The sequence below is a fragment of the Vibrio sp. B1FLJ16 genome, from assembly GCF_905175385.1.
GTDB lineage: Bacteria > Pseudomonadota > Gammaproteobacteria > Enterobacterales > Vibrionaceae > Vibrio.
The window spans coordinates 403,758-419,315 of record NZ_HG992750.1 but is presented as its reverse complement, the minus strand read 5'-3'; the positions used below and the strand labels follow the sequence as shown (position 1 = coordinate 419,315).

General features: G+C 45.5%; 13 protein-coding genes and 1 pseudogene. 8 read left to right on the top strand and 6 right to left on the bottom strand.

The genetic code is table 11. The features are described from left to right. Positions 1–78: 78 nt before the first annotated feature. Both vmeZ and vmeY read right to left on the bottom strand, forming a co-directional pair. Positions 79–3,232 (bottom strand): annotated as a pseudogene (gene vmeZ / locus KHN79_RS15985) (multidrug efflux RND transporter permease subunit VmeZ). An 8-nt stretch (positions 3,233–3,240) separates the two neighbouring features. After that, complete coding sequence (vmeY, locus tag KHN79_RS15980) at positions 3,241–4,368, bottom strand: multidrug efflux RND transporter periplasmic adaptor subunit VmeY (RefSeq protein WP_182010690.1); 1,128 nt, start codon at positions 4,366–4,368, stop codon at positions 3,241–3,243. Between the two features lie 389 nt (positions 4,369–4,757). On the opposite strand from vmeY, the gene KHN79_RS15975 reads away from it, so the two are divergent. Beyond that, entirely contained in the window at positions 4,758–5,222 is a 465-nt protein-coding gene (locus KHN79_RS15975) for a cytidine/deoxycytidylate deaminase family protein (RefSeq protein WP_182010691.1), read from the top strand. Positions 5,223–5,312: 90 nt separating this feature from the next. Here KHN79_RS15975 and pepT read toward each other — a convergent pair whose 3' ends face one another. Together pepT and KHN79_RS15965 are read right to left on the bottom strand one after the other, a co-directional pair. Next, positions 5,313–6,542 carry a peptidase T gene (gene pepT, locus KHN79_RS15970; protein ID WP_182010692.1) on the bottom strand — a complete coding sequence of 410 codons (1,230 nt, stop codon included), beginning with the start codon at positions 6,540–6,542 and terminating at the stop codon, positions 5,313–5,315. Between the two features lie 123 nt (positions 6,543–6,665). Next, positions 6,666–7,529 (bottom strand): DUF6279 family lipoprotein, encoded by an 864-nt coding sequence (locus KHN79_RS15965; protein ID WP_182010693.1) that lies wholly within the window; start codon positions 7,527–7,529, stop codon positions 6,666–6,668. A 518-nt stretch (positions 7,530–8,047) separates the two neighbouring features. Here KHN79_RS15965 and KHN79_RS15960 point away from each other — a divergent pair. After that, entirely contained in the window at positions 8,048–8,221 is a 174-nt protein-coding gene (locus KHN79_RS15960; protein ID WP_182010694.1) for an RNA helicase, read from the top strand. Positions 8,222–8,263: 42 nt separating this feature from the next. Here KHN79_RS15960 and KHN79_RS15955 read toward each other — a convergent pair whose 3' ends face one another. Together KHN79_RS15955 and narQ are read right to left on the bottom strand one after the other, a co-directional pair. Beyond that, positions 8,264–8,896 carry a response regulator gene (locus KHN79_RS15955; protein WP_182010695.1) on the bottom strand — a complete coding sequence of 211 codons (633 nt, stop codon included), beginning with the start codon at positions 8,894–8,896 and terminating at the stop codon, positions 8,264–8,266. Next, a complete protein-coding gene (narQ, locus tag KHN79_RS15950; RefSeq protein WP_182010696.1) occupies positions 8,883–10,619 on the bottom strand; it encodes a nitrate/nitrite two-component system sensor histidine kinase NarQ in 1,737 nt (578 codons plus the stop codon). The genes KHN79_RS15955 and narQ overlap by 14 nt, the downstream gene beginning before the upstream one ends. Before the next feature lie 265 nt (positions 10,620–10,884). Here narQ and napF point away from each other — a divergent pair, with 265 nt between their 5' ends. From napF to KHN79_RS15920, 6 genes are all read left to right on the top strand, one after another. Then, positions 10,885–11,370 (top strand): ferredoxin-type protein NapF, encoded by a 486-nt coding sequence (napF, locus tag KHN79_RS15945; RefSeq protein WP_182010697.1) that lies wholly within the window; start codon positions 10,885–10,887, stop codon positions 11,368–11,370. 32 nt (positions 11,371–11,402) lie between these two features. Next, positions 11,403–11,711 (top strand): chaperone NapD, encoded by a 309-nt coding sequence (locus KHN79_RS15940; RefSeq protein WP_182010698.1) that lies wholly within the window; start codon positions 11,403–11,405, stop codon positions 11,709–11,711. After that, a complete protein-coding gene (gene napA / locus KHN79_RS15935; RefSeq protein WP_182010699.1) occupies positions 11,708–14,197 on the top strand; it encodes a periplasmic nitrate reductase subunit alpha in 2,490 nt (829 codons plus the stop codon). Before KHN79_RS15940 ends, napA begins: the two co-directional genes overlap by 4 nt. A gap of 78 nt (positions 14,198–14,275) precedes the next feature. Next, positions 14,276–14,731 (top strand): nitrate reductase cytochrome c-type subunit, encoded by a 456-nt coding sequence (locus KHN79_RS15930; RefSeq protein WP_182010700.1) that lies wholly within the window; start codon positions 14,276–14,278, stop codon positions 14,729–14,731. A 28-nt stretch (positions 14,732–14,759) separates the two neighbouring features. After that, positions 14,760–15,338, top strand: a complete 579-nt coding sequence (locus KHN79_RS15925; RefSeq protein ID WP_182010701.1) for a NapC/NirT family cytochrome c — start codon at positions 14,760–14,762, stop codon at positions 15,336–15,338. Between the two features lie 12 nt (positions 15,339–15,350). After that, entirely contained in the window at positions 15,351–15,485 is a 135-nt protein-coding gene (locus KHN79_RS15920) for a TIGR02808 family protein (protein WP_182010702.1), read from the top strand. Positions 15,486–15,558 lie beyond the last annotated feature (73 nt).

The following is a 15,558-nucleotide window of genomic DNA, read 5'->3' as shown; positions in this document are numbered from 1 at the left end:
GAATTAAAAAGCCCGAAGCAATAATAGCTTCGGGCTTTTTCTATCTAATGAGTAACGTTTAATTCAAAGAAGATATTGTTACTCGTCATCTAGAGGGACAAGCTTTGTGTTCCCACCATGAATCTTCTCACGCTGCCTTTGTACCAAAGCGTAGAAGCCCGGGATCAAGAAAGTACCTGCTAGGAGCACACATAACAGACCGCCGATCAGGGAAATACCTAATGAGTTCTGGCTGACATGCCCTGCACCCGAAGCGAATATCAATGGGAAGATACCCAGAATGAATGACCAGGACGTCATGTTCACCGCACGGAAACGCAACGTACCGCCCTTAACTGCCGCACTGTCGATATCCACGTCTTTCTCTTCACGCTCTTGCTTAGCAAACTCTACAATCAAGATAGCGTTTTTGGCTGCTAACGCGATAAGGAGTACAAGACCAATCTGTGCATACAAGTTCAGAGGCGTTCCTGTCAGATTCAGTGCAAGGAAAGAACCTAGCGTCGCCACAGGCACCACAAGAATAATCGCTAGTGGGATACTCCAGCTTTCATACTGCGCCACCATGAACAAGTAGATGAAAATCAGCGCCAGTGCGAACGCATAAATAGCCTGATTACCGGCAAGTACTTCCTGATATGCCATGCCAGTCCACTCATAGGTATAACCCTGAGGTAAAACCTCTGCCGCCACCCGTTCCATCGCAGCAATCGCATCACCACTTGAGTAACCCGGAGCTGGTTGGCCCTGAATGATTGCACTGCGGTACATGTTGTATCTCCATGCAACATCGGGCTCAAATACCTGTTCATAGCTGACTAATGTGCTCAGTGGCACCATTTCTCCACCAGCCGAACGTACATGGAAGCGCGCTAAATCCTCCATACTGCTACGATATTGACTGTCTGCCTGCATGGTCACACGGAAGTTCTTACCAAACATCGTAAAGTCATTTACATACAAGGAGCCTAAGTTACCTTGCAGCGTTTGGAAGATCGAAGACAGAGAAATACCCAGTTGCTGAGCTTTTTCTCGATCGATATCGACGTAGTAATGCGGTACGTTTGCACGGAAAGTACTGAAGGTATACGCGATTTCCGGCGCCTGGTTTGCGGCCTGAATCATCTCGCCCATAACCATCGATAAATCAGTACGACTTCGTCCCAGAGTATCTTCCAGTACAAACTCAAAACCCGAAGCAGCCCCCATCCCCGGAACCGCAGGTGGCCCCATCGCAAACACCACAGCCTGAGGCAGTTTCATCGCAGCGCGGCCGTTTATACGGTTAGCAATCGCATTCGCTGAGTGGTCACCGTCTAGCCCATTTCGCATTTCCCAGTCATGCAGTTTAATGAACAAAGACGCGCCATTCGAAGCCGCAGCACCAGTCATGAATGAAAAACCGTTCGCGACAGTCACACCATCAACACCTGGCTCTTGCTGAATAACGTCAATCAGCTCACTCGTGACTTCCTCAGTACGAGATAAAGAAGCGGAGTCAGGCAACTGAACATTCACCAGCAAGATACCTTTATCTTCCTGAGGAACAAAAGCTGATGATGTCGTCTTGGCAAAGAAAGATACCGCAGCAACCGCAACAATAAAGAAAGTTACGAGCAACAGTGATTTCTTAACCAGAAAACCAGCAACCTTGCCATAGCCCTTAGTCACACTGTCTAAACCACGGTTAAACACCTTGAACCAATTAGAAGTGTTGCCACCTCCCTGCTTCAGCACCAATGAACACAACGCCGGAGACAGCGTCAGTGCGTTAATTGATGAAATTACCACTGAGATACAGATAGTCAGGGCAAACTGCCGGTACATGATGCCAGTAATACCCGGGAGCATGGCCACCGGAAGGAACACAGCAAGAAGTACCAGGGTTGATGTGATGATCGGCCCGGTTACCTCTTTCATCGCTAGCAGAGTCGCTTTACGCGGTGAAATGGTCGGATCCTTTGCCATCGTAGTATCGACGTTTTCGATAACCAGAATTGCATCATCCACTACGATACCGATAGCAAGAATCAAACCGAACAAGGTGACTGTATTAATGGTAAAGCCAGTGACCTGCATGATTGCGAACGTACCAATCAATGATACTGGAATTGCGACCACCGGAATCAGGGTTGCACGCGCACTTCCCAAGAACAGATAGGTAACAGCAATAACCAATAAGATCGCTTCAATCAGCGTTTTGACAACCCCTTTGATCGATTCAGAAACAAATAAAGTGGTATCATAACTGGTCTCATAAGCCATACCTTCAGGGAAGTTCTCACTCAAGCGCTCAAGCAGATCCATGACCGCTTTACCACTTTCCAGCGCGTTTGCGTCAGACTGAAGCGACAAGGCAACAATCGAGGCATCTTGACCACGGAACTTACCGTTACCATCGTAGAACTTTTTACCCAGTTCCACGCGAGCGACATCTTTTAAGTAAACCGTAGAACCGTCTGGATTGGCGCGCAGCACCACATTTTCAAACTCGCTCGCACTCTCCAGGCGCCCTTTCGTCACCAGGTTAAACTGTACTTCTTGTGGATTATTGTAGGGTGCAGAACCTATTTTACCCGCAGCTACCTGAACGTTTTGCTCAGCCAGTGCCGCATACACATCTGATGTTGTAAGTTTAAGGTTGGCCATTTTTTCAGGATCCAACCAGACACGCATCGCGTACTCACCGCCACCGATAACATTAACTTCACTGATACCTTTTGTACGAGCCAGCTGGTCTTTCACATTCAGGTTAATGTAGTTGATCAGAAACTGGTCGTCATACTTACCATCAGGCGAGTAGAAGTTCAGAACCATCAGGATATCTGGCGAGCGTTTTTTTAACCGTAACGCCAACCATACGCACTTCCTGAGGAAGCTTTGACTCAATCTGTGACACACGGTTCTGTACGTTGACCTGAGCCATATCAGGATCAGTTCCGACATCAAAGGTAACATTCAGGCTGTATGAGCCATCATTCGCGCTTTTCGAAGACATGTAGATCATGTCTTCTACACCGTTAACCGAGGTTTCTATCGGGTCGGCAATGGCCTGTTCAACAACTTCTGCACTCGCACCTGTGTAATACGCCGTAACACTAACTGAAGGAGGACTTATTTGTGGGTATTCCGCCACTGGCAGGATCGCCAATGAGATGGCACCGGCCAACGTCAGAATGATCGATATCACCAGGGCGAATTTAGGTCTTTGTATAAAGAAACGACTTAGCATACCACCCCCTACTGTTTATCTTCAGTCGGAGTTTGAATGTTTACTTCAACACCATTACGAATACGCTGTAAGCCCTGCGTGATAACAGAGTCGTTTTGTTCAAGACCTTCACGAATAATGATTCCTTGCTCCACTTGAGATCCCAGCTCGACATTGCGGCGCTCAGCGATATTGCCTTCAGTGGTTACCATCACAAAGTTACCTTCCAGATCCGTTTGCACTGCGCGGCGAGGTACGACGATCACATCGCTTGTATTCTTATCGCGCAAATTTACTCTGATGTGCTGACCCGGCAACAGCTTATGCTCTGGGTTGTCAACGATCGCTCTCATAGCGATTGTGCCTGTCTTGGTATCAATTCGGTTGCCTAAAAAGTCAAGCTGTCCCAGATGCTCGAAGAACTCACCGTTTTCCAGCTCCAGTTGCACTTCTACTCTGCTCGAATCCGCCGAGCCATCTCCTTTCATTTGGTCCATACCCATCGCCAGACGCTCGCGCTCGCTGACACTAAATGAAGTGTGAACCGGATCTAAGCTTACCAGCGTGGTCAAAACGCCAGATGATGGAGAAACAAGATCACCTGTGCTCACTTTAGTACTACCAATACGACCGCTGAAAGGCGCACGTATCTGCGTGTATGACAGATTAACGTCCGCAAGCTTAAGCTGTGCATTTGCTGCTTCAAGTTCAGCTTTTGCACCAAGAAGAGCGGCCGTCAGCGCATCAAATTCTGATTGAGAAATGCTGCCTCGCGGAAGCAGATTTTTACCGCGTTGATGATCCAGTTCCGCTTTTTTAAGTGCGGCTTTCGCCTGAGCCAATGTTGCTTTCGCACTCGCTACCTGCGCTTCGAACGAAGAGGGCTCTATGGAGTAAAGGAGCTGATCTTTTTCTACCATCTGCCCCTCCTCAAAGTGTCTGGTTTTCAGATAGCCAGAAATTTGAGCGGTTATGTTGGTATCTTCTACCGCTTCAATGCGACCGATGTAAGACTTACTCGGTTGGTAGTCGATGACAGTGACATCCTGAGTCACAACGAGAGGTGCCTGAGCTCCGCTCTGGGTATTATTTACTTCTCCGCATCCTGCAAGAATCGTTGATGCCGCTATTAATGCGACGAGTGGTTTCTTTTGCATGTATTTACCGTTTTTATGGAACAGGATATTGTTGAAAACTGATCAACCTTACCGCTTACTGCGTAAGAACTCCCCTACAAAAAACAGGTAAAACCTTTAGAATTGTAATCAAATGAAACCAACTCGAGTTAACGTGACACAAATGAAACTTTTTTAACATCGCTATTCACTTAGTGACATAACAAGCAACAATTCATCACCTTGGTATATGGTTCAACTAAAGTCCGAGCGACTAGTTCAGAGCCCTGTAATTTCCCCTTTCAATCTCCTCTATTAGTTTCACTGACAAAATTGAGCATTTCATCGTCAAACTACGTATTTTAGCTATTTTTTTAAACAAAATCGGTTATCATTCCGATAATTCAAAGCCTTCAATCAAGAGGATGAGCATGGTTTCTAAATGGGCGAAACGTTTTTACCAAATGGCAGAGCTGGTGGCATCTTGGAGTAAAGATCCATCGACGCAGGTAGGTGCGGTGATCACAAAGCAAAACCGTATCGTTTCTGTTGGCTTTAACGGCTACCCACATGGTGTTTCCGATAGCGTAGATACCGATGAGCGAGAGCTTAAATACTTAAAAACTCTGCATGCTGAAGAAAACGCAATTCTGTTTTCCAAGCGAGATCTGGACGGTTGTGATATCTGGGTAACACATTTCCCGTGCCCGAACTGCGCGGCCAAAATCATCCAGACAGGTATTTCCCGCGTACATTGCCCGGAGCAGTCAGAAGACTTTTTATCTCGCTGGGGTGAGAAAACCCAAGTCAGCCAGGATATGTTCGATCAAGCGGGCGTAGAGGTAAACTGGTTGCCCTTGGAAGAGATAGATATTGACGACAAAGACGTTCGTTAATCTTTCTTTTGGCAATTACTCTTAAATAAAAATAGTACAGCCCGGACAATGTCCGGGCTGTACTATTTCTGGTAATAATGGTCAGAGAAATTATTGATATTTCTTCGCGGTAAGCTCTGCTACTTTGGCAATAACTAACACCGCCTTCTCCATCATCTCTACAGAAATGAATTCATGGATACCGTGGAAATTGTATCCTCCTGTGAAGATATTAGGGCACGGCAATCCCATAAATGACAAACGAGCCCCATCCGTACCACCGCGGATAGGTTTAATCAGCGGCTCGACATCACACTCTTGCATAGCTTGTTTCGCAAGCTCAATAACATGCGGAAACGGTTCAACCATCTCGCGCATATTGTAGTAGCTGTCTTTGATGTTGAGTTCTACGGAGCCATGCTTTAGATCTGCGTTCATCTTATCCACTAACTCACGTATGAATGCTTTTCTGTTTTCCAAGCCTTCTCGATCAAAGTCGCGAATGATATAGCTCAGTTCACTTCGGGCAATACCAAGACTTCCTGCCCCCAGATGATAAAAACCTTCATAACCTTCGCTAGTCTCTGGTGTCTGATCTTCTGGCATCTGAACCTGAAACTTGGCAGCTAGGTTCATTGCATTAACCATTTTACCTTTTGCTGTCCCGGGGTGAACGCTGACACCGTGGAAAATCACGTCTGCACTTGCAGCGTTAAAGTTCTCGTACTCCAACTCTCCTTGAGGTCCGCCATCGACAGTGTATGCCCACTTCGCACCAAATTTATCAACATCAAACAGATCTGCACCGCGTCCGATCTCTTCATCGGGAGTAAATCCAATACAAATATCACCGTGCGGAATGTCTGGATTTTCAATCAGCATCGCGACAGCTGAGAGAATTTCCGCAATGCCTGCTTTGTTGTCAGCACCAAGAAGTGTTGTGCCATCTGTAGTGATCAGGTTATGGCCATGAAGATGATGTAGATCCGGATACTGAACAGGAGAAAGCACCTCGTCACCCACACCAAGAGCAATATCACCACCCTGGTAGTTTTCAACAAACTGAGGAGAAACATTCTTGCCTGACGCATCTGGTGCGGTATCCATATGAGCAATAAAACCAATCGGCGGCACTTCGTAATTCACATTAGATGGCAACTTAGCCATCAGATAGCCGTTATCAGTTAACGTCACATTACTTAATCCGAGGTCTAACATTTCCCGTTTTAACAGCTCGGCGAAAATAAGTTGACCAGGACTGCTTGGACAGCTGGCAACCTTGGGATTAGACTGGGTATCAAACGTGACGTAGCGAAGAAATCGTTCAACTAAATGCTTCATAATTATTCTCATTGCTCTAGGGATTTTTGCATGTTACGCCTACAGTAGAATAAGAACTTGCTTTGAATCATTTTCTAATCAAAAATCCCCAGGATATCGGGGTTGCTGAACTTAGCCATTTAATTAATCTAAAAGCTCTTGTGCTAAGACACGCCAATCTTTAGCGACGCCGCGAAAGTGGTCCCATTGCTTTTCTGTCATTGATTCAGCCATTGATAAGGTAAGCTTATCTGCCAGCGCAATATTATGGTCAATGTTTTCAGCTAACTGTTCACTGTAAAAGCTTTCAGGCTCAAATAATAGCTGCATGAACAGCTGCTGATAAATAACACTATTAGACTTATTCTCAAATAAGTATTCGATCTCCTGATATATTGAAGAACGATAATCACGCCACAATGGACTATTAAGAACAACCTGATTGGAAAACTGCTTCACATAAGCTTGTTGTTGCTTGCTTAAATCTCCTATCCACTCATTCGCCCACTCTTCTGTATTATCAAAAACAATTTCCCTCACTTCCTCTTCTGTTTTATCGGCATACTTAGCGTTTCTCTTTTTATAATCCTTTTGCAGATTGAGTAAAAACTCACGTTGCTGTTGCTCAGATAACTGTAAACTAAGCGAGAACATATCGGGGGCAACTTTTGTAACAATGCGCTCATAATGCTCACGAATCCTGTCCCGGTTCAGTTGCAGGTAACTCAATGTAACATCGCTCTTTTTTATGGCTTCCCACTCTTTCAGGTGAACGATATATCGTGGTAATTCTTTTTTCTTATGCCACTCAGATAACGATACCAACCGTTCCTGCAGCAAGTTTTCCTGCTCTTCATTAAGCGTGACATAATCGTCCAAATATTCGCGAACAAACCAGTCGAGATTGTTGTATAAAAACGTCTTCGTACAACCCGCCAAAATCAAGACAGAAAAAAATATCAGACTGTAGCGAAGCACATTACTGGATACATTATCGAATCGATTCACTTATCAGTTTCCCCTTCTTCCAAATCACACTCTAAAATCTGCTGTATACCCAAGTGACTTCAAGATGCAGGGTTCAGAGCGTTGTCACTGGTGCTAGTTCAAGGCTTATTCACAAAGTAAGTAACGCAGTGGAATAGCAAGCTCTTTCCAAGTTATTTGACGCTGAAATAGTGCCTGTGACACGCTCCCGAAGGGCGAGTTGGCTTGGCTCACAGCCTTTGTTAACGATTTTTGATTTAGAATGACCAGATCTTCTAATCGTTGCCGCGACTGCGAACCAAGCCATTCTCGCTGAACCGAGCATCTTGAGGTTACTTGGGTATATAACTTAATATTGCGGCAAACTTACTTTTAAGTGACAAATACTTTTTGCTAACCATTAGAGTAAGTAGATAACTTTTTAATCAAAATAATCCGCAAACAAGTGTATTTATACGCTAAGTTTTATACTAGGAGTGCTCCGTTAGAGGGCACAGGTCCTGCTTAAGTAATTCTAGGATAGTCTATGGAGGCTAGGTATGGCTGCCGTTGAGCAACTTGATACAGATGTAGAGTATGAGATTCTATATTTTGAACAGGGAAAAATGTTTCGAATGATGGTAGATGCAGAGAACAAAGACTCGGCTTATCAGTTTTATATCGGGTGTGGAAAACGCATTTGTGACCTGTACTCTATCCGCCCGGACCGTTGATAGAACCACCTCTTTGCAGAGGTGGTGTGGAAATTAATATCGCTACTTGATATCGCCAAAGCGTTCCAGGTAAAGAATGGTCGCGGCGGTACGAGACGGGACTCTGAGTTTTTTCAGCAAGCTCTTCATGTGTACTTTTACTGTCGACTCTGAGATGAAAAGTCGATCAGCGATTTGCTTGTTGCGAAAACCTCTTGCCACTTCTTTCAATATTTGACTTTCGCGATCAGTCAGTGATTCAAAAACATCTTCCTGATCGCCTCGTTCACGCAGATATTTCAGTACCTCTCGGCTGTAGGCTTTATCGCCGTGATCAGCCTGCTTCAGGAGCTCTACCAACTCATCTGGCTCGGTATCTTTTAGTAAGTATCCATCTGCTCCACTGCGCACAATCGCATCGATATCCGCAGGGCTGTCGGATACCGTCAGAATCACAATACGAGCCTCACATCCGTCAGCGCGTAACGCTTTTAACGTATCCAAACCAGACATCCCTTTCATATTGAGATCGAGAAGCACCAAATCCAGTTCCAGTTCATGTGCTTTAGCAACCGCATCAGCCCCGTTGCTCACGTCAGCAACAACGTCAAACTCAGGTTCGAAACTTAAAAGTTGTTGGATGCCTCGTCGCATGAGTGGATGATCATCCACCAGCATTACTTTACAGACTGTCAATGTTTACTTCCTTACTATGTTGGAATTCAAGTGTTACGGTACAGCCATTATCTTTCGATGCTTCCACATGAAGATCAGAATGCAGCCTTTTTGCTCGCTCTTGCATGATACTCATACCGTAATGATTAATTTTTTCATCCTGATGCTCAAAGCCTACTCCGTTATCTTCTATGGTTACTCTGATATTTCCGTCACTCTCAAGGCACTTTATAACGATATTGTCAGCTTGTGCATGTTTCATTGCATTGAGTGTCGCTTCTCTGATTAACTGTAGTAAATGCACCTGCTGATGCGCATCTAGCTCTGTAGAAGAAAGACTATTGTCTAGAGTTATCTTAGCATTGGTTTGCTCATCCAAGGTTGCGACCATTTCTTGCAGCGCTTGTCCAAAGCTGCCCTCTTTTATCGTTAAACGAAATGTGGTGAGCAACTCTCGCAACTGGGTGTAGGCGGCGGACAAACCTGTATCAAGCTCAGCAATAACCTGATTTGCCTGTGCTATTGCCCGTTCATCCGGTAAATTTTTCACACTTCTTTTCAGCAAGGTTACCTGAATTTTCAAGTATGAAAGCGACTGTGCCAAAGAATCATGCAACTCCCGGGCGATGGTTCCACGCTCTTCCATTAGCAATATCTGCTCGGCCTGACGCTGCGCACGATTGTAATACACCGCCCTTGAAAGAATTTGTACAAAGTTGTCGATCAAAGAGTCATTCGGGCAAGGTAATCCCGCTTTCCAGTACAGGTAACCAAGATGCTCGCCATCTAGTGCTAGCGGTAAGGCATGGCATTCGTCGTCACATTCATGGCAACACTCTTCCCCATCAGTGAGAACCCAGTTTGGTTCACCCATTTGTTCGATTTCTAACTTTACCGCCCTAATGCCTTCTAGGCTGGCAATGTGCTGTAAAATCGCCTGGAAGTTGTCTTGGCTAATCCTTGAAGCAGTCAGCTCTTTCGAAGAATCATAGAGAACTTCAAGCGTTTGATTGGCTTGCTGCAATTTGCGAGTCTTTTCATCTACAGCCTCTTCTAAGCCTCGATACAGTTTTCCGAGGTCTGTGGCCATACGATTAAAAGTACGCGTAAGTATACCCATTTCATTATCGCTTGGCGTCTCTAGCGATATATCAAAAGAACGGTTTTGAATCTGCTCACTCGCCAGCACTAGAGATCGTAGTGGCTTAACAACTTCACGACGAACGAAAATCACGACAAATACGCTGGCGCACAATATCCCACCGAGTCCTAATCCACCAATCCACGCTAGGTTAATCAACTTTTGTTCGGAGTAACTTTGTAACTTAAATACAAACGCATGAATCTGATGAACAAATCCAGCGACTAACTCTTGGTATTGATTAGGATCATCTCCCTCAAGAACCGACTTAAGCTCATGCCAACGAGAAATTAAACCGTAATAGTCTTGGATAATATCCTCAGGCACCGCCCAGTTCTGAAGCGCTTTCATCGAAGGCGAGTATATAGAGCGCTCGAAGGAGTCAATATGCTCTGAAAAGTCTTCAGAGTTGATCTGGATGTCGTTCGCTAAGCGATAACTTTGCATCCTCATAGAGCCCGCAACATTGACGGCCTCCGCATCATTCAGACTAGATGCGAGCGTAAAAATAGCGAAGCCAGTGGTTGCAATTGATAGCAGCAAAATAACCAATAACGCTGAAGCAATTGTGCCTGTAACCGACTTTTTCACATTGTTAAGCAACTTGAGCTCCTCGCTTTTGTTCGTAATTTGTTCTTGCAGTGAACCCAAAGCTTTTTCAAAGTCCTCAATATGTGATCACTCGCGCCGGAATTTATTGATCTAAAACAACAACCCACCGTGTTTAACCCCTTGGGGGTATTTATACGAATATGTCAAAAACTACAATTTCATGAGTGTTAATGACAGTTTATTAATGAAAATTGTGGGCTAAGCTTAGTTTAGACGCCAAGTTTGATTGAGATGAAGAACGAGTCGAGGTTGCTACGTGGTCGATCTATCCAAAAGAAGACTCTTCGCCAGAAAAGCACAGGGTAACGATACAATTCGGCTACCCTGGTTATCCCAACCCGAAGATTTCACAGATGACTGTACTCGCTGTGGAAAGTGTATTGATGCCTGCGAAACTAAAATCATAACCAAAAATGATGGGGGCTTCCCTTCTGTCGATTTTGCTATTGATGAATGCACGTTCTGTTATCAGTGTGCCAACGCTTGCCCTGAATCTCTATTTTTGCCAATGACAGAACAACCTTGGAAAGCCAAAGCGCAAATTAATCACACCTGCTTGGCAAAACAGAATATCGAATGCCGAACTTGTGGGGATGTGTGCGACCCGATGGCAATTCAGTTCAAATTGGAGCTGGGAAAAGTAGCACAACCTAATATAAACCTTGATGAATGTAATGGCTGTGGCGCGTGTGTTTCTGTGTGCCCGACTTCATCCATCAATGTGAGCAATATAACAGCCTGAACCGTATATAAGGCAATAACTGAGAGAGCGATATGTCACTAAACGAAGTGCATATTTCAAGTTTGGTAGTACACGTGCTGCCAGAGCATCTGGATGAAGTTAAGACCCAGATTGAAACGTTTAAAAACGCGGAGATCTACGGTGACAGTCCGGAAGGTAAGATCGTAGTGGTGCTTGAGACCAAGAATCAAGGCTTCATCACCGACACGATAGATGCAATTAACAATTTACCACATGTCTTAAACGCAGCCTTGGTTTACCACCAAATTGAGACTGAGCTTGGGCAAGCGGACGAACAAGACACTGGAACACAGGATTCCCAAATCGAGGGTGAAGTATGAAAATGACAAGACGTGCGTTTGTGAAAGCAAACGCAGCTGCATCAGCTGCTGCTGTCGCAGGTATTACACTACCAGCAACCGCTGCTAATCTGATAGCAAGCTCTGATCAAAGCACTATTACATGGGACAAAGCGCCTTGTCGTTTTTGTGGTACAGGCTGTTCTGTTCTTGTTGGTACCCAAAACGGTAAAGTCGTTGCTACACAGGGTGACCCAGAAGCCCCTGTAAATAAGGGCCTGAACTGTATTAAAGGTTACTTCCTGTCGAAGATCATGTACGGCCAGGACCGCTTAACTCAGCCTATGTTGCGTATGAAAGATGGCAAATACCATAAAGACGGTGACTTTACGCCGGTTTCGTGGGACGTCGCGTTTGATACCATGGCAGAAAAATGGAAAGCATCTCTGGAGAAAAAAGGCCCTACTAGTGTTGGTATGTTTGGCTCAGGCCAATGGACCGTAATGGAAGGTTACGCTGCGGCCAAGATGATGAAAGCAGGTTTTCGTTCTAACAATATCGACCCTAACGCTCGTCACTGCATGGCATCTGCGGTAGTTGGCTTCATGCGTGCTTTTGGTATTGATGAACCAATGGGCTGTTATGACGACTTCGAAAATGCTGACGCATTTGTTCTCTGGGGTTCTAACATGGCTGAGATGCACCCAGTTCTATGGACTCGAATTACTGACCGTCGCTTAAGTCAACCTCACGTTAAAGTCAATGTACTTTCTACCTACTATCACCGCTCTTTTGAGCTTGCAGATCATGGTTACATTTTTAAGCCTCAGTCTGACCTTGCGATTGCAAACTTCATCGCTAACTACATCATCGAAAACGATGCAGTAAACTGGGACTTCGTTAATAAACACACCAACTTTACTCAAGCAGATACGGATATCGGTTACGGACTGCGTGATGATGACCCACTGCAAAAATCCGCGAAGAATCCAAACTCAGGCAAGCTGACTTCTATCACTTTCGAACAGTACAAAGAGTCTGTCGCTCCTTACACCGTAGAGAAAGCTTCAGAGATCTCTGGTGTTGAGAAAGAAAAACTGATCGAGCTGGCTAAGCAATACGCCGATCCAAACACCAAAGTTATGTCACTTTGGACCATGGGTATGAACCAACATACCCGTGGTGTATGGATGAACAACCTGGTTTACAACATCCACCTGCTAACGGGTAAGATCGCAACTCCGGGCAACAGCCCATTCTCACTGACTGGCCAGCCTTCCGCTTGTGGTACGGCTCGTGAAGTGGGTACATTTGCGCACCGTCTGCCTGCCGACATGGTAGTAGCAAACCCTAAACACCGTGCAATCGCAGAGGAAATCTGGAAATTACCTGAAGGCACCATCCCACCAAAACCGGGCTTCCACGCTGTTTTACAAGACCGTATGCTTAATGATGGTGTATTAAACTGTTACTGGGTTCAATGTAACAACAACATGCAAGCCGGTCCGAACATCAACAATGAACGTCTGCCTGGCTACCGTAATCCTGACAACTTCATTATTGTCTCTGACCCATATCCAACAGCTACTGCACAAGCCGCGGACCTGGTTCTTCCAACCGCAATGTGGATTGAAAAAGAAGGTGCTTACGGTAACGCTGAACGCCGTACTCAGGTTTGGTATCAACAAGTAGGTACAGTCGGTGAAGCGAAGTCAGACCTTTGGCAGGTAATGGAATTCTCAAAACGCTTCAAAATCGAAGAAGTGTGGCCAGAAGAACTGCTGGCTAAAGCGCCGGAATACCGTGGTAAAACCATGTACGACGTTCTGTTCGCGAACGGCCAGGTCGACAAGTTCCCTGTAGAAGAGTCTCGTGAACTGAACGACGATTCGCATCACTTCGGCTACTACGTTCAGAAAGGCCTGTTTGAAGAATACGCTGAATTTGGACGTGGTCACGGTCACGACTTAGCACCTTACGATGTATACCATACTGTTCGCGGCCTACGCTGGCCGGTGGTTGACGGTAAAGAAACACAATGGCGCTTTAAAGAAGGTTCGGATCCTTACGCAAAAGCCGGGTCTGGCTGGGACTTCTACGGTAATGCAGATGGCAAAGCGAAGATCATTTCAGCGCCATATGAAGCGCCACCGGAAGTGCCTGATGCAGAATACGACTTATGGTTATGTACAGGTCGTGTACTTGAACACTGGCATACCGGTACGATGACTCGCCGCGTGCCTGAACTGTATAAAGCCGTTCCTGATGCAGTGTGTTACATGCACCCGGAAGACGCCAAAGCGCGCAATGTTCGTCGCGGTGAAGAAGTGCTCATTGCCAATAAACGAGGTGAAGTGCGTGTACGTGTCGAAACACGTGGCCGTAACCGCCCGCCAAAAGGCCTGGTATTCGTACCGTTCTTTGATGCTCGTATTTTGATTAATAAGTTAATCCTTGACGCGACTGACCCACTGTCTAAACAGACAGACTTCAAAAAGTGTCCTGTCAAAATCACTAAGATCGCTTAAATCTTCAGATATCGAATAAAACGGCCGCCCGCGCGGCGGCCTGAAAAGAATTAAAGCCTTAGAGGCGGAGAAAAAACGATGAAAAAATTACTTGTCGCACTTTTATCAATAGGTGCTTTAATGACAGGCATTGCACAAGCTGAACTAGACAACCCCGGTGGCATAGGTGGATTAGAATCTCTGCGCGGTATGTCTCAACTGGAAGACACTCGACCTGCTGACGAGTTTAAAGACTTCCCTAAAGATCAGATCGTTGAGGACAGCTTTGTCTATCAGCCACCATTGATCCCTCATAGCATCCGTAACTATGAAGTATCGCTGAATGCTAACAAATGTCTCGCCTGCCATAGCTGGAAAAATGCAAAAGCTTCAGGCGCAACAAAAATCAGCGTAACGCATTACGTTAACCGTCAGGATGCGGTGCTTGCCGACGTATCACCTCGTCGCTTCTTCTGTTTGCAATGCCATGTTCCACAAACCAATGCCAAGCCATTAGTGGAAAATGAATTCAAATCTGTAGATTCACTTCAGTAATTGAAACGCGAGTGCTAAGAGGTTACTTATGAAAATACTTAAAGCGTTTTGGAACAGACTGAAGAGCCCGAGTAAAGCAGCAGCAGGTTTGGTTTTATTCCTCGGTTTTGCTGGTGGTCTGCTGTTTTGGGGCGCATTTAACACGGGGATGGAAGCAACCAATACAGAAGAGTTCTGTTCTGGCTGTCATGCTCCAATCGTTGCTGAGATTAAAGAGACAATCCACTACTCTAACCGCTCTGGCGTGCGTGCTATCTGTTCTGACTGTCACGTTCCTCACGAATGGACAGACAAGATTGTACGTAAAGTTCAGGCATCAAAAGAGTTATTTGCTCACTACGTTCTGCGCACCATTGACACCCCAGAGAAGTTTCAGGAACGCCGTGGACACCTGGCGGAGCGCGAATGGGCTCGTATGAAGAAAAATGATTCTCTGGAATGTCGTAACTGTCATGAGTTCGATTTCATGGACTACTCCCAACAGGGCTCACGTGCAGCAAATCAACACTCAACAGCCTTGGCTTCGGGCGACAAAACCTGTGTAGACTGCCATAAAGGTATCGCACACAAACTGCCTGACATGCACGGCGTTGAAGGTTGGCAATAAGGAGAACCGATTGTGAGTACATTAGAATCTGTGATTTGGCATATCCTCGGCTACAGTGCAATGCCGGTTATCATTCTGTCCGGCTTTATTGGCGTAGCAGCAATCTCGCTATGGATATTATCGTTAGGCAAAGATAAAAAGATGTAGCCAGAACCATTACTCGGATTAAAACATCGACAAACCCTGTTTTGTTCATGCTTTAATAATGAAAAGCGCTGAG

Coding starts and splice junctions, on each gene's coding strand:
- vmeY (WP_182010690.1), bottom strand. CDS start 4,368: ATGCAAAAGAAACCACTCGTCGCATTAATAGCGGCATCAACGATTCTT.
- KHN79_RS15975 (WP_182010691.1), top strand. CDS start 4,758: ATGGTTTCTAAATGGGCGAAACGTTTTTACCAAATGGCAGAGCTGGTG.
- pepT (WP_182010692.1), bottom strand. CDS start 6,542: ATGAAGCATTTAGTTGAACGATTTCTTCGCTACGTCACGTTTGATACC.
- KHN79_RS15960 (WP_182010694.1), top strand. CDS start 8,048: ATGGCTGCCGTTGAGCAACTTGATACAGATGTAGAGTATGAGATTCTA.
- KHN79_RS15940 (WP_182010698.1), top strand. CDS start 11,403: ATGTCACTAAACGAAGTGCATATTTCAAGTTTGGTAGTACACGTGCTG.
- napA (WP_182010699.1), top strand. CDS start 11,708: ATGAAAATGACAAGACGTGCGTTTGTGAAAGCAAACGCAGCTGCATCA.
- KHN79_RS15930 (WP_182010700.1), top strand. CDS start 14,276: ATGAAAAAATTACTTGTCGCACTTTTATCAATAGGTGCTTTAATGACA.
- KHN79_RS15925 (WP_182010701.1), top strand. CDS start 14,760: ATGAAAATACTTAAAGCGTTTTGGAACAGACTGAAGAGCCCGAGTAAA.